18 protein-coding genes are annotated in these 22,612 nt (G+C 61.0%); 1 reads left to right on the top strand and 17 read right to left on the bottom strand.

The features are described 5' to 3' along the window. Positions 1-6: 6 nt before the first annotated feature. From AAAV21_RS07480 to AAAV21_RS07440, 9 genes are all read right to left on the bottom strand, one after another. Positions 7-948 carry a transketolase C-terminal domain-containing protein gene (locus AAAV21_RS07480; protein ID WP_118094894.1) on the bottom strand — a complete coding sequence of 314 codons (942 nt, stop codon included), beginning with the start codon at positions 946-948 and terminating at the stop codon, positions 7-9. After that, positions 941-1,777 carry a transketolase gene (locus AAAV21_RS07475; RefSeq protein ID WP_199408789.1) on the bottom strand — a complete coding sequence of 279 codons (837 nt, stop codon included), beginning with the start codon at positions 1,775-1,777 and terminating at the stop codon, positions 941-943. The genes AAAV21_RS07480 and AAAV21_RS07475 overlap by 8 nt, the downstream gene beginning before the upstream one ends. Before the next feature lie 2 nt (positions 1,778-1,779). Then, complete coding sequence (locus AAAV21_RS07470) at positions 1,780-3,180, bottom strand: L-fucose/L-arabinose isomerase family protein (RefSeq protein ID WP_349108531.1); 1,401 nt, start codon at positions 3,178-3,180, stop codon at positions 1,780-1,782. 258 nt (positions 3,181-3,438) lie between these two features. After that, positions 3,439-4,449 (bottom strand): LacI family DNA-binding transcriptional regulator, encoded by a 1,011-nt coding sequence (locus AAAV21_RS07465; protein WP_349108530.1) that lies wholly within the window; start codon positions 4,447-4,449, stop codon positions 3,439-3,441. A gap of 182 nt (positions 4,450-4,631) precedes the next feature. Beyond that, entirely contained in the window at positions 4,632-6,050 is a 1,419-nt protein-coding gene (locus tag AAAV21_RS07460; RefSeq protein WP_164473267.1) for a 6-phospho-beta-glucosidase, read from the bottom strand. A 146-nt stretch (positions 6,051-6,196) separates the two neighbouring features. Continuing rightward, entirely contained in the window at positions 6,197-7,645 is a 1,449-nt protein-coding gene (locus AAAV21_RS07455) for a PTS transporter subunit EIIC (protein WP_349108528.1), read from the bottom strand. Positions 7,646-7,715: 70 nt separating this feature from the next. Next, positions 7,716-8,555 carry a PRD domain-containing protein gene (locus tag AAAV21_RS07450; protein ID WP_117774381.1) on the bottom strand — a complete coding sequence of 280 codons (840 nt, stop codon included), beginning with the start codon at positions 8,553-8,555 and terminating at the stop codon, positions 7,716-7,718. A 260-nt stretch (positions 8,556-8,815) separates the two neighbouring features. Then, entirely contained in the window at positions 8,816-9,790 is a 975-nt protein-coding gene (locus AAAV21_RS07445; RefSeq protein ID WP_349108525.1) for a nucleoside hydrolase, read from the bottom strand. A 30-nt stretch (positions 9,791-9,820) separates the two neighbouring features. Continuing rightward, positions 9,821-10,783 (bottom strand): ribokinase, encoded by a 963-nt coding sequence (locus AAAV21_RS07440; protein ID WP_349108523.1) that lies wholly within the window; start codon positions 10,781-10,783, stop codon positions 9,821-9,823. A gap of 186 nt (positions 10,784-10,969) precedes the next feature. Here AAAV21_RS07440 and AAAV21_RS07435 point away from each other — a divergent pair, with 186 nt between their 5' ends. Next, a complete protein-coding gene (locus tag AAAV21_RS07435; protein ID WP_349108520.1) occupies positions 10,970-13,186 on the top strand; it encodes an acyltransferase family protein in 2,217 nt (738 codons plus the stop codon). A 110-nt stretch (positions 13,187-13,296) separates the two neighbouring features. On the opposite strand, the gene AAAV21_RS07430 is transcribed toward AAAV21_RS07435, so the two are convergent. The 8 genes from AAAV21_RS07430 to AAAV21_RS07395 form a co-directional block, all read right to left on the bottom strand. Beyond that, positions 13,297-14,493: an Nramp family divalent metal transporter gene (locus AAAV21_RS07430; protein WP_055252163.1), complete on the bottom strand. Its 1,197-nt coding sequence runs from the start codon at positions 14,491-14,493 to the stop codon at positions 13,297-13,299. 74 nt (positions 14,494-14,567) lie between these two features. Continuing rightward, positions 14,568-16,412 (bottom strand): CBS domain-containing protein, encoded by a 1,845-nt coding sequence (locus AAAV21_RS07425; protein WP_118289437.1) that lies wholly within the window; start codon positions 16,410-16,412, stop codon positions 14,568-14,570. A gap of 328 nt (positions 16,413-16,740) precedes the next feature. Next, positions 16,741-18,147: a polysaccharide deacetylase family protein gene (locus AAAV21_RS07420; RefSeq protein WP_349108518.1), complete on the bottom strand. Its 1,407-nt coding sequence runs from the start codon at positions 18,145-18,147 to the stop codon at positions 16,741-16,743. Between the two features lie 72 nt (positions 18,148-18,219). Further along, positions 18,220-18,975, bottom strand: a complete 756-nt coding sequence (locus AAAV21_RS07415; RefSeq protein WP_055252569.1) for a hypothetical protein — start codon at positions 18,973-18,975, stop codon at positions 18,220-18,222. Continuing rightward, positions 18,975-19,364 carry a YtxH domain-containing protein gene (locus tag AAAV21_RS07410; protein ID WP_117655481.1) on the bottom strand — a complete coding sequence of 130 codons (390 nt, stop codon included), beginning with the start codon at positions 19,362-19,364 and terminating at the stop codon, positions 18,975-18,977. The genes AAAV21_RS07415 and AAAV21_RS07410 overlap by 1 nt, the downstream gene beginning before the upstream one ends. Positions 19,365-19,500: 136 nt before the next feature. Then, positions 19,501-20,334, bottom strand: coding sequence for a hypothetical protein (locus tag AAAV21_RS07405; RefSeq protein WP_349108514.1), 834 nt, complete (start codon positions 20,332-20,334; stop codon positions 19,501-19,503). Between the two features lie 23 nt (positions 20,335-20,357). After that, positions 20,358-21,731, bottom strand: a complete 1,374-nt coding sequence (locus AAAV21_RS07400) for a hemolysin family protein (protein WP_349108511.1) — start codon at positions 21,729-21,731, stop codon at positions 20,358-20,360. 110 nt (positions 21,732-21,841) lie between these two features. Beyond that, entirely contained in the window at positions 21,842-22,525 is a 684-nt protein-coding gene (locus tag AAAV21_RS07395) for a hemolysin III family protein (RefSeq protein WP_349108509.1), read from the bottom strand. Positions 22,526-22,612 lie beyond the last annotated feature (87 nt).

The raw sequence follows: 22,612 nt of genomic DNA, 5'->3' as shown, positions 1-22,612 counted from the left end.
TTCCAGTTACTCTGCGGGCAGGAACTCGGCGACCGTCTTGGCGATTCCCTCGCCCGTCAGGCCGTAGTGCGCAAAGACCTCGGGGCTCGTGCCGGTGATGACCGGCGCGTCGGGCAGGCTCAGGCACTTGACCGGACGCGGGCAATGCTCGCCCACGACCTGCGCGACCATGGAACCCAGGCCGCCGAAGGGGCTGTGCTCCTCGACGGTCACGACAGCGCGCGTAGCCCCGGCGGCCTCGATCACGGCCTCGGTATCGAGCGGCTTGACGCAGTACATGTCGAGCACCGTTGCCGAGATGCCCTGCTCGGCCAGCAGATCGGCGGCGTCCACGGCATGGCGGACCATCTCGCCGGTGGCGACAATCGTCACATCGGTGCCGCGACGCACCCAGGTGGCGCGGTCCATCTGAAACGGGCACTCGTCCTCGGTGTACACGTCCTCGACCGGGTTGCGGCCCACGCGGATGTAGGCCGGCTTGTTGTCGGCAACCAGGGCGCGCACGAGCTCGGCGGTCTGGAAGCGATCGCTCGGCAGATACACGCGCATGTTGGGAATCGCGCTCATGGCAGCGATATCCTGCGCGGAGTGATGGCTCATGCCCAGGGCACCGTAGGACACGCCACCCGAAATGCCGATGAGCTTGACGTTGGTATTGGAGTACGAAACATCGACCTTGCACTGCTCATACGAGCGCGTGGTCACAAAGGACGCCGGCGAGGCGGCCCAGGCCTTCTTGCCGCACGAAGCCATGCCGGCGGCGATGCTCACCAGGTCCTGCTCGGCTATGCCGACCTCGACGGACTGCTGGGGATACTGATCGAAGAACGGCGTGAGCGATGCGGAGCCGCGGGAGTCGGAGCACAGGACGACGATGTCCTTATCGGTCTTGGCGGCCTCGAGCAGCGTGTCGCAGATAACCTTGCGGTTGGCGATCTTGTTAGCCATTGATGGCCTCCTTATGGGCAGCGAAATCGGCGATGATCTGGGCATATTCCTCGTCGTTGGGCAGGTGATGATGCCAGCCGGCCTTGTCCTCCATAACGGGCGAGCCATAGCCCTTCACCGTGTTGAGGATGATGACCGTAGGCTTTCCCTTAGTCTCGGCCGCAAGCGTCAGCGCGGCGTCGATGGCCTGGACGTCGTTGCCCGGAATGGAGAGCACGTTCCAACCGAAGGCGGCCCAGCGCTCCTCCTGCGAGTCCTGCTTCATGACGTCCTCGGTGCTGCCGCTAATCTGCAGGCGGTTGCGATCCACGAGCGCGCACAGGTTATCGAGCTGGTAGTTGCCGCCGCTCATGGCGCCCTCCCAGACCGAGCCCTCGGCAAGCTCGCCGTCGCCCATGATGGTGTAGACGCGGTAGTCGCGGCCGTCCATCTTGCCGGCAAGCGCCATGCCGACGGCCACGGGCAGGCCATGGCCCAGCGAGCCCGAGTTCATCTCGATGCCCTTGAGCTTGTTGTTGGGGTGGCCAATGTAGGGGCTGCCGAACTTAGAGAAGCGGGCCTTGACGTCATCGAGGTCCAGATAGCCCTCGTGGCAGAGCACCGCGTAGTAGGCCTCCATGGCATGGCCCTTGGAGAGCACGAAGCGATCGCGATTGGGATCGTCGACGGTCTCGGGCGAAATGTTGAGGTGGTTGGCATAGAGGGTCATGAGGGCGTCGATCACCGACATGTCGCCGCCGATGTGGCCGCCGGCGCCAGCCATGATGATATCGACGCAATCGCGGCGAAGGTCCCAACGCAGGGACTCAAGCTCTTCGATAGTTGCCATTTCTACTCTCCTCGCAGGTAAGCTTTGACGTCTTCTTCGATGGGGTCGTACAGGTCGGGGACAATGCCGAGGTATTTGCATGCCTCGTAGAGCACCGGCACCACGTTGGCGTGAATGGCGACGCAGTGGTGGATGTAGGGACCCTCGACGATCTTGGCCTCGAGGCGCTTGAGGTTTTCGACCTCGACCCATAGGTAGGTGCCCATGCCGGCCGGGCCGTCGATGCCGCGGGCGTTGCCCAACAGCAGCGAATACTCGCCGTTGTCGCCGTCAAAGCGGGCAAGGGTGAGGTCGCCGTGCTTGGCCTCGGCTGTCAGCGCGCCGGGGTGATCGAATGCCAGCGGGTAGGTGAGCTTGGGCTTGACGGCCGCACAGCTGCAGGGCCAGGGGCCACAGTGCTGCAGCAGCTCGCCGTTCTCGTTATCGGGATGACGCACGGTCCAGTCGGCAAACATGCCGCGGTGACGGCCCAGGTCGGCGGCCTCGACCATCAGCGCGGTGATGGCGCCATGGATATCGGTCTCGCACACGACGGGGATACCCATCTCGTTGAGGATAGCGTTGGCGGCGCAGGGCATAATGCCCAGCTCGTCCTGCAGGGCGTTCCAGCACTGGATGGCACCGGCGTTGCAGCCGTACTTCTCGACCAGGCGCTTCATGGCGATGGCGAGTCCTGCGACCGCGGGAACCTTATCCTCGGGGATGCAGATCTCAAAGCTGTCACCAATGTGGGCGAGCATGGCTGCCATGGCCTGCTCGTCAGCCTGGGCGTCGCGCACGGCCTGGACAAGCTCGGTCATGGGGATGGGCGAAAGCTGGATGTTGAACTTCTCGAGCAGCTCGCCCTCGTTGCACATGGTCGACCAGAAATCGAACGGACGGGTGGCCATCTGCAGGATGCGGGTGTGCTTGAAGGTCTTGACCACGTTGCACACGGCCAAAAAGTCCCAAACACCACGCTCGAACTCGGGGTCGGTCAGGCGGCAGTTGGTCATGTAGGTGAAGGGGACCTGGAAGCGGCGCAGGACCTTGCCGGTGGCGAACAGGCCGCACTGGCTATCGCGCAGACGGGTGCCGTCGGGCTCGGGGCGCTCGTCGCGCGGACCCCACAGCAGCACGGGCAGGCCGAGCTCGCGGGCAAGGCGGGCGCAAACGTACTCGGTGCCAAAGTTGGCGTGGCACAGCATGATGCCGTCGACGCCCTCGGCGCGGAACTTTTTGACGATAGGCTCGATATGGCTGTCGTCGAACAGCAGACCCTCATCGTTGATGTCGTCGATATCCACGATGTCGACGCCGATCTCGCGCAGGCGATCAGCCGTCAGCCCGCGATACTTGATCGCATCCGGCGCGCTAAAGATGCTGCGGCGCGTGGGCACAAAACCGAGCTTGATCTTATCCATGTACGTCCTCCCCTAATCACATGTTCAGTAAACAGATGTGTGTTTCGTTTTGTTCTGTTTACTAAATGTTTTACTCTTCTGTTTAGAAGTTTAGCGCGAAATACCCGTAGACGGTAGAGAAATCAGCCTAAACGGTATGTAAACGGATTGAACATACAAGGGAAACAAAAAAGAGGGCCCAGAAGGACCCTCTTTTAAATGGCGTTGTATTTGCTGCCCTAGCGTGCTTTGACGCGAAGCGGGCGATACCGCCTCCGCCTAGATTTCGCGCACGCTCTGGCGCTCGACAAAATAGGTCGACACGGCCGTTTTGCAGGTATAGCACTTGGGATTGCGGATGTTGCCCACCAGACGACGCACCGCGATCTCGCCCACCTCGTGTTTGGGAACATGCACCGTGGTGAGCGGCGGGTTGGAGAAGGCGCCCAGCGACAGATCGTCAAAGCCGATGATCGAGACGTCCTCGGGCACGCGAATGCCGTGCTCGTTCAGCGCGCGCATGGCACCCACGGCGAGCACGTCGTTTTCGGCAAAGAAAGCCGTCGGCAGGTCGTCGCGTGAGACGCTGTCGAGCCATGCACCCATATCGCGATAGGCGCCCTCGAGCGTAGTGCCCAGCGTGACGCGCCATGTCGAGTTGGCCTCGAGGTCCGCATCCTCAAGCGCTTGACGATAGCCGCGCTCGCGATCCTTAAAGTTACGGATGCGAAGGTCGCCTGCCAGATAGCCGATTTGCTTGTGACCTTTCTCGATAAGGTAGTCCACGGCGCGCAGCACCGAATCGGTGTTGGCAATGACTACGGCATCGAAGTACTGGCGGTCGCTCCAGCCGTCGAGCACGATTAGGTGGGCGGCGGCGTTGGCAAACAAGGCGTAGTCTTCCTCGCCCAGCTCGGTGCCCATCAGCACGATGGCGGCAGACGGGTCGGCGATCAGGCCCTCGACCTGCGGACGCACGGCGTCCAGGTCGCTAAAGTCGAGCGAGACGAAGCTCGTGCTCATGCCGTGGCGACGCGCCTGGCGCTCCACGCCCTCGATGACTGCAGGATGGAAGGTGCTCTCGTCCAGGATGGCGCCCGTCTTGCGCGCAAGCACAAACTGGATGCTCTCGAGCTGCGTCGACTGCTGATAGCCGAGCGACTGCGCGCACTCCAGGATGACCTTGGCGGTCTCCTCGCTCACGCTGCGCTTGCGGTTGAGCGCGTTGGACACGGTTGCGGGCGAAAAGCCGGTAATGCGGCTGATCTCGCGGACGCTTGCTTTAGCCATCGTTCCCCCTAGCATCGGTCGCGGCCGAGCATCGTGGCTTGACCGCCCCGTGACTCGGCAACTAAACGACCGCAAATTCAATCTAAACAGAATAGTAAATGTTTAATAGCTAGTTTAGCCTGTTGTCAAGCGAAGTGGCACGACTATTCCCCCAACGGGCGCATTTGTCCATCTTAACGTTATTACGCAAGGTCTTCGCCATTGCTTGCTATTACGCGTCGGTACCATTCGAAGCTTTTCTTTTTACGTCTCTCAAACGAGCCCGCACCGCTATCGTCTCGATCGACATAGATAAACCCGTAGCGCTTACGCATCTGTCCTGTGGCGACCGAAACCAAATCGATCGGGCCCCAACAGGTATATCCCATGAGTTCCACCCCGTCGAGCTCGACGGTCTCCCTCATCGCCTCGATGTGGGCCCGCAGGTATTCAACTCGATAGTCGTCTTCTATTTCACCCGAATCTTCCGGCACATCAGGAGCACCCAAACCGTTTTCGACGATGAACAGCGGCTTTTGATAGCGATCCCAGATTTCATTCATGGTGACGCGCAGCCCTTTGGGGTCGATAAACCTCCCCCAAGGCTCCTGTTTTAGATACGGATTAGGCGCCGAGCGAAGAAGGTTCGAATCGAACTGACCTTCCGCATGCGCTTTTGCGACGCGCGTCGAGTAATACGAAAACGAGACGAAATCGACCAGGTTTGCAGCCAGTACTTCGCGGTCATCATCCCGATAGGGCACCTCAAAACCATGGCGGGCGTATTCCTTGAGAACATAGCTCGGGTACGCACCGCGCACCTGGACGTCGGTAAACATGTAATGGCTGCGATTCTCAGCCTGCGCAGCCAGCACATCGTCCGGATCACATGTAGCCGGATAGAAGACACCTGCGTTGAGCATGCAACCGATCTTCGCCCCAGGGCACAGTTCATGACACGCCCCGACCGCACGGGCGCTCGCAACCAATACATGGTGCACGGCCGTGTGAACCGTTGCATAGCGATTCTCCCCTTGCTCGAAGATGATCCCCGCCGCCATAAAGCACGCCTGCGTCATGATGTTGATCTCGTTAAAGGTCAGCCAATAATTGACCAATCCCCGATAGCGCTCGAACACGGTACGCGAATATCGCTCGAACAGGTCGACCAACCTGCGATCGCGCCATCCGCCATACGCATCGACGAGATGCATGGGGACATCATAGTGGTTGAGCGTCACCAAAGGCTCAATGTCATGCGCGCGACACGTCCTAAAAACATCCTCGTAAAAGGCAAGGCCTTCTTCATTGGGCTCGGCTTCGTCTCCTTTGGGAAAAATGCGGCTCCAGGCGATTGATAAGCGCAGACATTTAAAACCCATCTGGGCAAACAGTTCAATATCCTGCTTGTACCTATGGTAAAAATCAATGCCCTTGCGAGCGGGATAGAAGCTGTCGGGTGCCAACGCACGCGGATCAAGGTCTCCCCGCATGACGTCCATGCGTTGATCGCCAAACGGCAGCATGTCGGAATTGGCTAAACCGCGACCGCCTTCGTTCCATCCTCCCTCGCACTGGTTTGCAGCCAGAGCCCCGCCCCATAAAAAATCTTCTCTAAACATTATGGTGTCGTCCTTTCTATCAAATTCCCGGCCCACACTGTCGAACGCAACGGACTCGGCAAGTGCCGCGCAACAGCACAGTACCGTTGCGCGGCCAAGGGGTCGGACCGCGCAACGGCTGGGGAGCATATTTGTGTAGTAGCCTCTTATGCCTCGACGGATTCAACGGCCTCAGAATCGCCGCTCTTGGACTTCAACGGCATCTTCTCCTGTCCTTCAAATCCAAAAATCATCGCCAACGCAAACGTCACGGCACCGCCAGCAAGACACCCGATGGTGCCAGGGATGATATCCTGAGCAAACATGAGCACGTTCATCCATGGGAAACCAACGCCAGTGAAGATATAGACGTTGGCATGAAGAAGGCTTACCAGCAGACCACCGACAGCACCACCAATCATGTTCCAGGCAAGAGCCTTCTTGTCGCGAAACAGGATGCCGTAGATGATGGGCTCACTCACGCGACCGAAGGCATAGGTGATGAACAAGTTCCAGCCCGTGGCTCGACTCTCCTTGTCCTTAGCGCGCAGGCCATAGGCGAGCGCGATGGCAAGCGTGGTGTAGGCTACAACCGCGGTGCCGGGGTATAAGATGGCGTCGTAACCGTTCTGGAGCGCGGCGGGCAATATGGCGGTATAGATCGGCACGTGCATGCCGGTGGCGATGATCAGATTCCAGAATGCGCCGATAACCGCGGTCGCAGCGGGACCGGCAACAGAGGCGAGCCAAATGATGAAATCGGCCACAAGGCCCATGACAAATTGGACGGCAGGGCCGCAGAGGCACAGCGCGACCGGCAACATCACGAGCACCGTACCCACGGGTACGATCAGAATGCGCAACATATCAGGCGAGATCTTCTTAAAGAAGCGCTCAACATAGGACTGGACCCAGGTGATCAAGATGACCGGAAGAACAGCCTGGGTGTAGTTGACGAGCTGCATGGGGATGCCGAAGACGCTGAAAGGCTTTCCGTCCTCAACAATAGCGAGCATGTCGGGATAAATCATCACAACAGCGATGAGCAGTGCCAGCACAGGACTCGTTTTGAACTTCTTAGCCGAGCTATAGGCGGCAAACACCGGGAAGTAGTAATACGCCGCATCGCCCACCAGGGAAAGGATCCGATACAGGTCGCTCGTTTCGGACATAAAACCGGCGCCTTCGGGCCCAAACAGAATAACGAGCATCTTGAAGATACCGGCGACACAAAAGATCGGAAGGATCGGGGTGATAGCGCCGCTCACGGCATCGAGCAGCTGATTGAGGAGGTGCTTGGGCGCCAAGCGCTCCTTCCAGCTAAGCTGAGGGCCATCGAGTTCCTCGTCAATCGATACCGTGACCTCGAATCCGCCCTGCTTACAAACCTCGTCGTAGACCTTGTCGACCGTGGGCCCGACCACCAGCTGCACCTGCCCTCCGGCGTGCACGACGCTGATGATAGACGAGATGTCCTCAAGCTTCTCATCATTCGAGAGGCTTTCATCCTTGAGGTTGAAGCGCAGGCGCGTCATGCAATGCGTAACCGAAGCCACGTTTTCCGCCCCGCCCACAGTGGAGAGAATCTGCTCTGCCACCTTTTTGTAATTTGCCATCATTGGCTCCTTTGCACAATCTTGGCTTACTGTTCGAATCGGCAAAGGTCATGCCCCGAATGGCTACGGGTTACAATCCTTTTTTGGAGATGATCCGGTTGAGATGGATCATCAGATAGAGTTCCTCCTCCTCGGAGAGCGTGGCGTCCCACGTTTCACGACAATAGGAACCGATATGCTTCACGCACTCTGCCAACTGCGGAAACTCCTCACGAAAGTTCTTGTACATCTGCATGTTGGCGCTGTTCAGCGACTCGCCGGCTTGAATGCGCTTGAACAGGTACCGCAGATGCGTGGCATAGCGAGTGAAATCGTAGGAATCGCGGTCAACGATGATGCGAAAATCACTCTCGACGATCTCAGTGACATCTTCTAGCATATCGTCAAACTGCTTGGTGGGTTTGCTCGCGGTCTCGATGGCCTGAACAACCCGCGCATTGACGAGATTCATGGCAATGCTGGCAATCTCTTCTTTGGGAAGTCGTTCACCAAGCTCCTTTTCGAGCCTCATAACGATAAACTGCGCCGCTTTGTATTCCTTAGGATATGTCTCGCGCACTTCATAGGCGAGAGGCATCGCAATACGAAAACCCTTTTGCGCGCGCTCCACCGCAAATGACAGGTGATCGGCCATGAACAATGTCGCCTTGGTCGACAGATCATAGGGCAGCTCGTTGGCGACGATGTCCATCACCTTGGCCGTGAACATCACGATCTCAGAAGGAAGGTCGCGCATGACGTCCTGCCCTTTGGGGTCGATGTCATAAAACGTATGCTCAATCTTAGAGAGCGGCAGCTCGCGGGGAAATTCTCCCCCAAACCCGACGCCCCTGCCCATGGCGATCACGTCGCGCCCCTGCCCGTCGCGGCAAAGAACGGCATTGTTGTTGAGCTTTTTAATCGCAAGCATTATTGAACCTCCTTTCGGAATTATCAAAAAGAAAAGGCATGACTGCAAATAGCCGAGCTATCGCGGTCATGCCTTACCAGTAACAATCCGTTGTATCGAGGCGCGGGCATGCCTCCCTAGAAGTAACAATCCGCGCAGCAAAGAATGATAGCCCATATCTTCGCGGGGAGCACCGTCCACAGCCGACCAACGGTAGCATATCGTCCGTGAACGGTTTTGGAAGCGTTGAAACGATTGGGAGGCCGTCTCAATCTTGCGGATCAGCCAAGGACACGGGCCATACGTGTCTTGAACTCGGACAGGAAGCGCGGGGCGTCGACGGTCAGCGCCACAAGTGCGCTCTTGTCCGGATCGGACAGGCGGTGCTCGTCGCAGATGGTGCGGCCGCGGTACTCGCCCAGCAAGTCAACACGCAGGTTACAGCCGAGCGCACCCACGAGCGTGGGATCAATCGCCACGGCAACCGCCAGCGGATCGTGCAGCGCGCAGCCGCCCAGGTAGGGCGCGTTCATTTCGTACGAACCGATATAGTGCTCGACCATGCTCGCAAACGCGCAGCCCGCCATGGTGCCCGAGCCCGTCCAGCCGGCAACGTCGCGACGTGTGAGCACCACGCGGTGCGTCACATCCAGGCCCACCATGGTGAGCTTGCGGCCCGAGCGCAACACGGCGTCGGCAGCCTCGGGGTCGCTTGCCATGTTGGCCTCGGCGCCCGCGCTCACGTTGCCGGGCACGGTAAGGGCGCCGCCCATCACGACCACGCGGCCGATGGACATCATCGCCGCCGCATCGCGCTCCAGGGCAAGCGCCAGATTGGTGAGCGGGCCAGTCGCAACGTAGACCAGATCGGGACCATAGGTACGCGCGGCATCAATCAGGTAATCGACCGCCGCATTGCCGTCGGCCGACGTCGCGCCCACCGGCTCGTACGGCGAGGCAGGCACGCTTGCGCCGCCAATGCCGTTCTTGCCGTGGATAAGCGTGGTGGACGCCGGCGGCGTGTAGGGTTCGGTCGCCTTCATGGGACGATCGGCGCCCAGGTACACCGGCACCTCGGGACGACCCAACAGGTCGAGCACCGCCAAGCAGTTGTGCGCCGACTGCTCGACGCGCACGTTGCCAAAGCACGTGGTGATGCCGACGAGCTCCACCTCGGGGCTCGCGATGGCATAGGCGAGCGCCATCGCATCGTCCACACCCATATCCAGATCAAGGATCAGCTTCTTGGTTGCCATTGTTCTACTCCGCTTCTCCGTCTTTATCGTTTAACCAAACCAATGTTCAACTTCGGCGCGCGTGGGAATCGATTGCTGAGCGCCCAGGCGCGACACCGTCACTGCCGAGGCGCGAGCACCCGCGGCCATGCACTCAAAGAGCGGCAAGCCCTCTAGGCGAGCCGCCGCCAACGCGCCGATAAACGTATCGCCCGCGGCCGTCGTATCGACCACCGCGCTCGAAAGCGCCGGCATGCGCAGCGGCTCACCGCCATCGCCGAGCGTAACCGAGCCGGCGCCGCCCAGCGTGATGACCGCGGCGCCGGCGCCCTTGTCGAGCAGCGCATTGAGCGCGGCGACGCAACTCGCATCATCTGTGGGCAGAATGCCCGTCAGCACCTGGCACTCGGTCTCGTTGGGGCAGACCAGGTCGACCGCAGGCCACGCTCCTGCCGGCAGGTCGCAGGCGGGCGCCGGGTTAAAGATCGTATAGAACCCCAGCTCGTGAGCGCAAGCAAGCGCCTCGGCCGTCGCCGCAAGGTCACATTCGCCCTGGGCAATAAAGGCGCTTCCGGCAGCCGGGGCAATCTCGTTGGCATCGCCGTCGAGCTCGTCGGCCACCAAGCGCCTCAGCGCGTGGGCAACGTCCTCGCCCGCAAGCGCATGGTTGGCGCCCGGCGACAGCACGATGCGGTTGTCGCTCTCACAGCGAATGATAGTCGCGGTACCGGTCTCCACGTCATCGCGACGCGCCACAAACTCAACGCCCACGCCGGCATCCTGGAGCCCTGCCACAAGCGCATCGCCAAAGGTATCGCGCCCAACAGCGCCAATCATGCACGTGCGCGCACCCATGCGCGCAGCGGCGACGGCCTGGTTAGCGCCCTTGCCACCGGCGTTGGTGATAAAACCGCTGCCACCGACTGTCTCGCCCGCACGCGGCATGCGCTCGCACGCCACCGAAAGGTCCATGTTCATACTGCCGAACACCGCAACGATGCTGTGATCCGCCATGGAAACCTCCTCGTCCGTGGGCTCTACACCCGCTGTCGGCCGTCAATCGTGTGCTCTCGCACCTCTATAACTTTAGTTCACTTTGATGTGGACGCGCGCTTGAGGTTGCGCCAGCAGCAAGCATTCACAGGAGCAGGCGGCTACAATGAATACGTGCTGATTATTCTCGTCATTGGATGATTTTCTATGGAACAACTCCCGCAATCGAGCTCACGCGGCCGACGCCGCACGGGCAACGAGCCGGTGCCGCACGAACGCGTGAAGGGCGAGCGCCGTGCCAACGAGCCGCGACGCACCGCGAGCCCCCATCGCGCTTCTGCCAACAACGCGAGCCGCGCCAACACTCCCGCCGCGGAGCAGACGCCTGCTCGCCCCAAGTCCCGCTACATCCCTGCCCTTGACGGCCTGCGCACGCTTGCCGTCGTCGCGGTGGTGCTCTATCACCTCAACCTCACGTGGGCGCAGGGCGGTCTGCTCGGCGTTACGATCTTCTTTGTGCTTTCGGGCTATCTGATCACACGCCTGCTACTCAACGAAGTCGCTAAGACCGGCCGCATCGACCTTAAGAGCTTCTGGATTCGCCGCATCCGTCGCCTGGTCCCCGCCGTGGTAACGGTAGTGTTCGTGACCTGCGCGCTGTGCACCATCTTTAACCACGTGATGCTCACCAAGATGCGCCCCGACATCCTGCCGTCGCTGCTGTTCTTCAACAACTGGTGGCAGATTGCCCAAAACGTCTCGTACTTCAATGCTCTGGGCGATCCCTCGCCGCTTACGCACTTTTGGTCGCTCGCCATCGAGGAACAGTTCTACCTGGTTTGGCCCCCGCTGCTGCTCGCTATGGTATCCATGCACATGAGCAAGCCCAACACGCGCCGCGTGGTTCTGGGCCTGGCTGCTGTCTCCGCCATCGCCATGATGGTGCTCTATAACCCCGCCGCCGACCCCAGCCGCGTGTACTACGGCACCGACACCCGCGTGTTCTCGCTGCTGCTGGGCGCCTGGATGGCCTTTATCCCCGATCGCGACCTGGCGCCGGTGCGTCTCGCTCATCGTTTGGGGCTCAATCGCCTGGCTGACGCCGCCAAGCACGGCAAGAACGCTGAGAGCAAGCATGACGCTATGACCGACGGCGCAGCCGAGACCGTCCCGGCACAGCCGAGCGCCCTCGTGCGTTTTTGGTCCTCGCGCGCATCCATCGATGTATTGGGCGTCGTGGGTCTGGTTGGCCTTGCCGCCATGGTCGCGCTCACCAACGGCTACACCGCGTTCCAGTATCGCGGCGGCACGCTGTTATGCTCCATCCTCACGCTCATGGTCATCGCGGCCTGCGTGCAGCCCCAGGGAATGGTTGCCCGCGCGCTGTCCGCCGAGCCGCTCGTGTGGGTTGGCAAGCGCTCATACAGCATCTACCTGTGGCACTATCCGCTGCTGTTGCTTATGAACCCGGTCGCCAACATCAACGATACACCGTGGTGGCAGTACATTTTGCAGGTGCTGTTGGTGGTCACCGTGGCCGAATGCTCATATCGCTTTATCGAGACGCCGTTTAGAAAGGGCGCCTTTGGGCGCACCGTATCCGAGTTCCGCGACGGCACCGCCACGCCCGCCAACTGGGTGCGCGCGCACGTCCCTGCCTGCGCAGCCTGCGCTGTCGTGTTGGTCGTTGCACTGGGCGGCCTGATCTTTGTGCCCGAGACGTCTGCGCTGAGCGGCGAGGGCGCCGAAGTCCTCAACAAGGAAGCCAAGAACACCGCGCCCACCGACCAGCAGGCGGCCGACGACACCGACAAGGACAACGACGGCTTCCCCGATGGCTCCTACGATCTGCTTATGATCGGCGACTCCGTGTCGCTGCGTGCCGTGGACACCTTTGACGGCGTGTTCCCGTACAGCCATATCGATGCCGAAAAGGGCCGCCAGTTTGATGCGGGCCGCGCGACATTTGAGGGCTATCTCCAACAAAACCTTGCCGGCAAGATCGTGGTCTTTGCACTGGGCACCAACGGCTTGGTAACCGACGATCAGATCGACGCCATCATGGCCGATGCAGGAGATAAGCGTATTGTGGTGTTTGTGAACACGCGCAGTCCGCAGCCGTGGGTTGGCACTACCAACCAGGCCATCGCCAACGCCGCTACGCGCTACAAGAACGTGCGCGTTATCGACTGGTACGGATACAGTGCCAATCGCAACGACCTGTTCGATGGCGATGGCACGCACCTGTCGACCACTGGCGTGACTGAGTACCTCAACTTGATCCACGATGCAGTCAAGAAGGACCTGCCCGTACACCCCGAGGATCACGTCAACGATCCGCAGCCGGCGGCCGTCAAGTCTGCCACCGACGCGCTCGTCAATGCGCTCGCTCTCAAGCCGCACAAGCTGGGCACCGACAAGTAACCCGCAGCAAACAACCCAAAATCACTCTTTTAGAGTCGGCCCCAAGAGGTCGCGGGCAAAAAAGAGGCCGCAGCCCATGGCTGCGGCCCGCTCGAAACCCAAAAGAGGCGCTACGCGCTGTAGCCCATCGCCTGCAGGACAAACATAACAACCGTCAGCACCGTAATCACACCAATGGTCGCCCACGTGAGCACGTTCCACACGCGGCCGTTGCGGTTGGCACCCATAATGTGACGGTCGGCAGCGATAACCACCTGGAACACCAGAACCACGGGCAGTAGCACGCCATTGATGACCTGCGAGGTCATCATAATCTGGAACAGATCGACACCGGGCATAAGCACCAGCACGGCAGAGATACCGATGATGGCCGTAATGATGCCGCGATAGACCGGGGCCTCGTCCCAGCTGCGGTCGGCACCGCGCTCCCAGCCAAATGCTTCGCAGATAGCGCTCGACGTAACGCCCGGCAGCACGCAGGCAGCCAAGAAACTCGCCGCGACCAGGCCCGAGGCAAACAGTACCGTGGACCACTGACCCGCAATAGGCTCCAGCGCGCGGGCAGCATCGGCAGCATCGCTAATCTGAATACCCGCCGGGAACAGCACCGTACCGGTCGTGATGATAATGAAGCCCGCAATGATATCAGCAGCAATCGAGCCGCTCACGGTATCAATACGCTGCAGCACGATATCGTCCTCGCCCGCATTCTTATCGACCACGTTGTTCTGAGCCAAGAAGATCATCCACGGTGCGATGGTGGTACCGATTGTTGCGACCACGAGCGACACGTAGCTGGGGTCGTTTTGAATATTGGGGACGACCAAGTCGACCGCGACCTCACCCCAGTTGGGGCCAGCCATAAACGCGGCGACGATGTAGGTCACGAACACGCAGCTTACCAGCAGCAAAATCTTCTCGATGCGCTGGAAACTGCCCGACATGGTAAGCATCCAAACCAGCAGTGCCACGAGCGGCACCGAGATGCTCGCCGGAACGCCAAACAGGGCCAGGCCACTCGCGATACCCGCAAACTCCGAAATGGTCACGGCTGTGTTGGCAATCAGCAGCGCCGCCATGGCCAACACGCTCTTGCGCACGCCAAAGCGCTCGCGAATGAGCGACGCCAGGCCCTTACCCGTGACGCATCCGCAGCGCGCCGCGGTCTCCTGCGTCACGATAAGCAGCACGGTCATGACGGGAAGCATCCAGAGCATCTTGTAGCCATAGCTGGCGCCCGCGCTGGAATACGTTGCAATGCCGCCGGCGTCATTGCCCGAAAGCGCCGCCAGCAGACCGGGGCCCATAGCGCCAAAGATGGCCGCGATGGTCAGCTTTTGCTTGGTGCCCGACTTTTGCTTGGTATTTTGCACGCGACCACCTAACCCATGACTGACATGGCGAGCAGCACCGCGGCGATGCAATACGCCACACACGAGATCATGACGGCAATGACGTTCATGGCGGTGCCCGACGTGTTGAGGTCATGCTCGTCACGCCAGAACAGCACCATCAGGTAAATCACGGCACTCATGTTGCCAACCAGGCAAATGATGGCAGCGATATTAAAACACCCGGTAAAGAGTTGCTCCTCAAACATGGGCGCATCGGGGAACGCAGCGGTGCGCACCAGCTGGGCGCACAGGTAGGTCACGAGTGACAGAATCAGGCCCATGCCCGTGCTCTGGAAGAAGAACCCCAGATACGGCTTGGGCTCGTCGTCGTGACCGTCATACTCCAGGAAGTAGTTCTTGACGAACGACACCATGCGCGAGGCCGCCAGCAGCACGAGCGGCATGGCGCACATGGGGAACACCACCAGATGCGCGGAGCCGAGCGCCGTTCCCAGCACGGTCGCCATGATGCACGATGCGATGCCCCATACAACAACCCAGTACTGACGATGCACGAACCAGCTGAGCACGTTCGTCGAGTCGTCCGACGCGCTATCGCCCGAGCCGACACCGGCGATCTGCAGGTCCTCCTGATGCTCCTCGGCGATAACGTCCATGGCGTCGTCGAAGGTCACGATACCCAGGATGTGGCGGTTCTCGTCGCAGACGGGGATGGCGACCAGGTCATACTTGGTCATCTCGTCCGTCACGTCTTCCTGGTCCTCGTCGGGCGACACATAGACCAGGTCGCGATAGGCCAGCTGACCCAGCGTGGCGTCGCGGTCGGCCACGATCAGCGTGCGCAACGAAAGCACACCGGTCAGCATGCCGCTCGGATCCTCGGTATAGACGTAGTAGACGCTCTCGAAGTCCTCGTCGAGCTCGCGAATCGCCTCGATGGCATCACCGACCGTTGCCGTTGCGGGCAGGGAGACAAACTCCGAGGTCATGATGCGGCCGGCGGTGTTGTCCTCATACCCCAGCAGATTACGAATCGCCTTCTCCTCCTTGACGCCCATCAGGCGCAGGAGCTTCTCGGCCTTCTCATAATCGAGCTCGTCGATCAGGTCGGCAGCGTCGTCCGGGTCCATCATGGCCAGCATCGACGATGCGTCGGTGTCGGACAGGCCCTCGAGCATCTCGGTCATAAGCTCGTCGTCATCGAACTCAGAGATGGCCTCGGCGGCCTGGGCGGTATCGAGCTGCGCAAACACCTGCGCACGTAGACGCGGGTCGAGCTGCTCGATAATGTCGGCGATGTCGGCAGGGTGCAGCTCGCCGAGCGTCTTGTGCGACACCGAGAGTTGAATGTTCTTGGTCGAGCGGTCGAGCAGGTCCATGTAGGACCAAGCGATGATGTCCTCGCTGAGCGGCTTGCCCAGGTGCTTCATAAAGCCTTCGACGATATGCTCGAGTGCGGGGCTGATCGCGCGCAGCAGACCGCGGGCACCGACCTCGGCACCCAACAGGCGCAGCTGGTTTTCGCCCGACATGGAAAACTTGATGTCGTTGACGCGCACGACCTTCATGCCCTGCGTGTCGACAATCTGCTTGTTGAGCACGTCGCGGGCAAGCAAGAGTTCAGTCGGCTGCAGGTACGAAAAACGGATTTCGGTGGCCGACGTCTTAAGGTGTACACCCGTCTCGTCGATACGGTCGACCCATTTGCGCCAGCTGATCATAAACGGCGTCTTGCCGGGGCCGCGGAACGCGAGCGACGTCACGTGCGGAAAAACTTCGCCGGTAGCAATACCAAAATCGTTGACCACGCCGAGCTTTTCGCCGTCGACGTCCAAGACCGGCAATTTGAGCATCTCACTCAGATAATTCAATGGTGCTCCCCATCATTATTCCTCCGGACGCGGCCGCGCGTGCGGCGTCCGGGGGCTTCTGGATATGTATACGCATGCGCGGGCGGCACGCCGCTCGACGCTTACACCCCGCGCATGCGCAAAAAGCACCTGCATGGGGTCATCGACTGTATGGTCGAGGTTTGGATTTCACCTGTAACCTTTCTCTTGACCCTCATTAACCGCAGTAACTATAGCATCAGCATCGCCTTGCGGCATCGAATTTATGCGCTGCACATCGCAGGCATACCAAACGCTGACGCATCCGTGACATAGCCATTGGGGACGTTCTTAAACGACTACCCAATGACTACTCTGTGGTGTCGTCGTCCTCGGGGAGTTGGGGGAACACGGCGTTTTTGGGCATGGAAACCTTGGTGAGCGAGGTGAGCTTTTTGCTCAGCAACGTGTCCGTCTTGACCAGGTCGCTGAGCGTCACGATCTTGTAGCCGTCGGCGACAAGGCCGTCGATAATCTGCGGCAGCGCCTCGAGCGTCTGCTCGGCGCATTCGTCTCTATCGGTGAGCAACACAATATTGCCCGGCGTCACCGAATCGAGCACCGTCGAGACCTGCTCGTCGGCACCGTTGAGCAGCCAGTCGCCCGAGTCAATATTCCACGAGACCACGGCGGAAACCAGGTCCATCGCATCAATCCAGTTTTGCTCGTCAAAGGCAGCGTAGGGGGCACGCAGCAGCATCGTCTTCACGCCGGTCGCCGACTTAATCGCATCGGTGCCTTTCGTGATTTGCTCGCGTACCGCCTCACGGTCCTGACCTTTGAGCGAATCGTCGCTGTAGCTGTTGGATCCGATTTCGCACCCGGCATCGACAATCGCCTTGGCCGTGGCGGACGAGGCCTCGACCGCATCGCCCGAAAGGAAGAACGTCGCGGTGACGCCCTTTTCCTTGAGCACCTGCAAGATCTGCTTGGTGGCGCCGCTCGGACCCTCGTCAAACGTCAGCGCCACGTACTTTTTGTTGCCCTTGGGCGCCACGCTGGCGCACGCAACGACGCAATCGGTGGCGGGCACGACCTCGCCGCGGTCCTGCGTCTTGCCCGACTGCTCACCAACCCACACCTCGGAGCGGCCCTGGACACCCCACGTCTGCACATACTCGATAGCGCCCGTGCCCTCGACCTTGAGCTTGGGCTCGATAACCGTAGCCTGAACCTCGTGCTTCTCGTAGGTGTTACGGCCATCCTTGACCGTCACCTTCTCGCCGCCCTCAAGTTCGCGGCTTTTCCACTTACCCTGTTTTATGCGCTTGCCGTCCACCTTAACCGACAGCTTTTCGCCGCCATGGCGCTTGAGCACGCTGTCATCGACGGCCAGCAGGTCGCCTGCGTCGTAGGTGTCAGTCAACTCCTGGTCGTCGATGAGATTCTGCAGCGTAGAGCCCACGCGCACCGCGGTCTTCTGCCCGTTGAGTTCCACGTCCACGCTGCGGTTGACGTAGCCCACGACGGCAGCGATAAACAGCACGAGCGCACAGCCCACGGCGATAAGCGCATAGGGCAGACGGGACGGTCGGCGCGGCGAGCGCCCGTTGCCGATGCGCGCACTGCGATCGCTAAACCCGCGGCTATGGTTGAGGTACATCGCGCCGGGCTTACGGCGACGGCGGCGCTGACCGCTGGGCAGCTGCCCCAGGTCGCGGCGCGCCGTCGGACGCGCACCCGAACGCCCGTTTAAGTTGGATCCGTTTTGGCGCATGTGCCCTCCCCCATAAACACAGCAAGCCGGAGCAACAGGTCTCCGGCTTGCCTCCCATCATTTGGTACGTCGCTATTTTGTAGCTTTTGACGAGCCTCCGCTCGCCTTTTGGTATTCGTCCTTAAAGGCCTTGAACATGCCGCGCGTCTTGCCGAGCTGCTTGCCCAGTGCGCGACTGCCCTTGTCCACGGCAACCGATCCCTTGTCGTCGAGCACCTTGGCGCCCTTTTTGACCTTATCGCCCACCACGACGCTGGCCTCGGCGGCCTTGGCAGCCGCACCGCCCGAATACCCGAGCGACTTGACCTCGTCCGAGACGACCATCGCGCCGTTCTCGTAGCCGCGCAGCATCGTCGGCGGCACCTGCGTGTCGCCCACCAGCACGCTCGAAGCGGCACCGGCGGTCACATAGAATGCCTGTACGATGCCCGAGCGTGGCTTGAACTCAACGTCCGAGCAGTAGCCCACGACATCGCCCGATTCCGTGCGCACGTCCATGCCAACCCAGATGATGCAATCGTCCAGGTTGATATCGAGGCGCTTGGCCGCGGCGGCATCGTACGTGTCCTTAACGTCATCGACCGCAATGGCGCCCTCGTAGACACCAATGGCGTCGAGCGCTACGAATCGGTCGGGACGCTCGATCATGCCCGCGATATCGGACTGGCGGACCATAAAGCCGACCACACGCGTACCGCCCGGGGTAAAGACCGGAAAGTGAATCTTTCCGAGCTTTTTAGGGCTGCGCGGCGTGCCGTCCTTTTTGGTGCGCTTGTCCTCGGTAGGCTTGCGATAGATCTTGGCGCCGACAAAATCCCCGGCGCGCATTATGCCTCGGTCGAGGGCTCCGCAGCCTCGGCATCAGCCTCGACGGCGTTCTCGACCACGACGTCGGCGGCAGGCGTCACGTTGCCGCCCGAAATGGCGTCGTTGAGCTGCTCACGCAGCTGGTCCATGCGCTCGCGGGCCAGGTCGACCTTGGCGCGCAGGTCGTCGGTCTTGGCGTCGACCATCGGGCCAAAATCGTTGACCGCAGCACGGGCCTCCTCGGCGCTGTGCTCGTAGGTGTCGCGCATATTGTCCCAGGCGTCGTTGGCGATATCGGCAGCCATGGCGCGGGTCTCGGCGCCCGAGCGCGGGGCCAGAGCAACGCCGACAATAGCGCCGGCAGCGGCACCAAAAAGTGCGCCGGAGACAAAGCTGAAAGTCTTACCCATGATCATTCCTCTCCTGCGGGCACGTCGGTGCCCACCGTTTGAATGCTGTCCATTATACCCGCAGCGCATCACTTGCCGCTCCGCTCATCTGCGTACGGCAAAGGCGCAGGTCCGTGATGGTGATAAACGCGTAAGCCTACTCCTGAGGCATAGCCGGCATGGCCACCGTGGCACCCGGGTCCTCGCCGGCGCCGTCCACGAGCGGCAGGCCGCCCTCATGCGCAGGTCCCGCCGGAACCGTCGCCGCACCGCCAAAGACGGCAGCGGAGGCCTCGTGGCTCTCGGCAACCGCGCCCTCGGTATCAATCGCCACCTGGGGCTCGTCGTCAAAGTTGGGGGCGCCCTGGGGCTCGGTGGGAACGGGCTCGGCGGTCGCATCGGCAACAGGCTCGGCGTCGACCGGCACATCGCCCTCGTCATCGCCCTCGTCCTCGGCAGCATCTTCGCCGTTCGCAGCAGCGACGGCCTCGTGAGGATCCTTGCCCTCGGCCTCGGCGCGCATGCCCAGCACCAGGTTGCGCAGGCCCGCGACCGTACCTTCCACGTCGGGGGCAGGCTGGTCGGCGTGCAGGTACGCCCAGTCCATCATAAAGGTGGCCGACGACAGCGCACCGATGGCCAGTGCGTCGTCGGGGCACGAAAGCTCGACCTCAAAGACACGCTCGTCATGCTCGCTTACGCGCGTGCGGCCGCACGAGATGCTACCGGCAAGACCGGTCTCGTTCATGAGCTCGACCGTCACGTGCTCCAGCAGATGGCAAAGCTCGGTCTGGCCCATGCAGTCTTGGAACTCGCGACCCGAATCGCCCAGGCACAGATGCTTGGCAATCGCGGGCACCAAGTAGTACACGCGCGCCGTGGCCTCGATGTCCTCCGAGGTCATGAGCGGCATGCCGGGGTTCACCAGCACATGCGCGCAGATCTTGTCCTCGCTGACGGTGACCTTAAGGATGTTGAACAGGCCTGCCATAACTCTCCCCTACTCTTCCTTGCCTACTCGTCGCCGTCGTGCGGGTCCGCAGAGCCCGCACCCGACGCCGCCGGCTTCTCTGCCGAAGACTCGGAATCCTTCTTATCGGTTTCGGCCGGAGCGATCACGCGAATGAGCGAGATGCGCTGGCCACGCATCGACTGCACTTTAAACTTGTACCCCGCGACCTCAAACACCTCTCCGATGTCGGGCACCGAGTCGCAAAGCTCCAAAATCCAGCCGGCGATGGTCTCATAATCATCGCTTTCCTCGAGCGGCCAACCAAGCTCAATCGCGTCATCGCACGAAAAACGCCCATCGACGAGCCACTCGCGGCGCGAAAGGCGCGTGAGGTACTTGTTGTCGGGGTCGAATTCATCCTCGATCTCGCCGACGATCTCCTCGACGATATCCTCGATGGTGATGATGCCGGCCGTGCCGCCGTACTCGTCCACGACCACTACGATCTGGTCGTGCGAAGTCTGCATCTCGGACAGCAACGGCAGGATGTCCTTGGTGTCGGGCACAAAGGTGGCGTCGCGCAGGTAATCGGCGATGGGCTGGTCGCCCTTGCCGTCGAGCGCGGGCTGAATCAGGTCCTTGATATGCGCGATGCCCGCCACGTTGTCGGGATCCTCGTGATAGACGGGAATGCGGCTAAAGCCGGTCTGGCGCATGGTGGACAGCACGTCGGCGACGGTCTCGTCGTCCTCGCACATGGTGGTGTCAACGCGCGGCACCATGACCTCGCGGGCAACGGTGTCGCCCAGGTCAAAGATCTCGTGGATCATGCGCTTTTCCTCGTCGAGCAGGTCGTCCTGCTCCGAGACCATGTACTTGATCTCTTCCTCCGAGACGTTCTGACGGTCGTCGGCACTCTTGATGCGCAGGATGCGGGCTAGGCCATCAGAGCAAGCGCCGGTCAGCCACACGAGCGGACGGGCGATCTTTTGGAACACGGAAAGCGGTCCCACGACCTGCTTGGATACGCCCTCGGCGTTGGCCAGGCCGATGCGCTTGGGCACGAGCTCGCCAATCACGATGGACACGAAGGCGACCGCGACGGTGATGATGACCGGCGCCAGGCCGCGCGCGATGGCGGAGAGCGGCGCGATGCCAAAGCTCATGAGCCACGTGGCGAGCGGGTCGGACAGACTCGTCGAGGCGACGGCGGACGAGGCGAAGCCCACGAGCGTGATGGCGACCTGGATGGTGGCGAGCAGCTGGTCGGAGTCGGCAGCCAGCTTAATGGCACGCTCGGCGCGCTTGTCGCCCTCCTCGGCCTCGTGCTCCAGCACGGCGCGCTTGGCCGTGGTGAGCGCCATCTCGGACATAGAGAAGTAGCCGTTGATGAGGGTCAAAACGAGGGTGGTGATAAGGGAGATGGTTATGTCCATCGGGAGTTTCTCGAACCTCCAAGATTCGGGACGTCAGGTTAAAACGTTGAAAGCGGATACGGCAGTGGCGCCGGTGCCCAAACGGGAACGCGGGCGCGCAGGCGTGGTCGCTAGATTACGAAGAGGATCACCGCCATGAACTGGAAGATGCTGCCGGCGAGCACCCACAAGTGGAAAACACTGTGCAGATAGCGCACGTTTTTGGCGATATAGAACGGCACGCCCACGGTATAGCACACGCCGCCGACAGCGAGCAGGGCAAGCGCCACGGGGTTGAGCAGCGACACGAGCTCGGGCAGTTTAAAGACAACGAGCCAGCCCATCAGCAGATAGACCAGGCCGCTTACCCAATGCGGCTGGCGCTCGCGCATAAAGCACTCGAGGGCGATGCCGATAATGGCGATGGCCCATACGGCAAAGAACAGCGCAGGGCCGCCGTCGTTTGCGAGCGTGATGAGGCAAAACGGGGTATAGCTGCCGGCTATGAGCAGGTAGATGCAGCTGTGGTCGATGATGCGAAACACGCGCTTGGCGCGCGCGGGCTGAATCGCGTGGTAGAGCGTGGAGGCTAGGTATTCGAGGATAATGCTGGCGCCATAGACAATCGCCGCGGCCATGTGGGCCGGGCCGCCGCCGCGCAGGGCAGCGAATACGATCAGGAGCACCAGGCCCGCGATGCCCAGCAGGCAGCCGACACCATGGGTGACGGAGTTCATGATCTCCTCGCCCACCGTGTACTGTGGAACGGCCGCGGTCTTAGGTCGCGGCTTGGAACTGTCGCTCGAATCGGACATGCCGGTTACATCCTCCAACATAAAAGAGTTCTCAACACTATATCAAAGCGTCTGGGTACGTGCGAAATTTGCACCATACGTGACCCT

Origin of the sequence: Collinsella sp. CLA-AA-H302, assembly GCF_040093305.1 — a bacterium.
Classification (GTDB): domain Bacteria; phylum Actinomycetota; class Coriobacteriia; order Coriobacteriales; family Coriobacteriaceae; genus Collinsella.
Note: the sequence above shows the minus strand (reverse complement) of the source record. Positions and strands in the feature narration are given on the sequence as shown.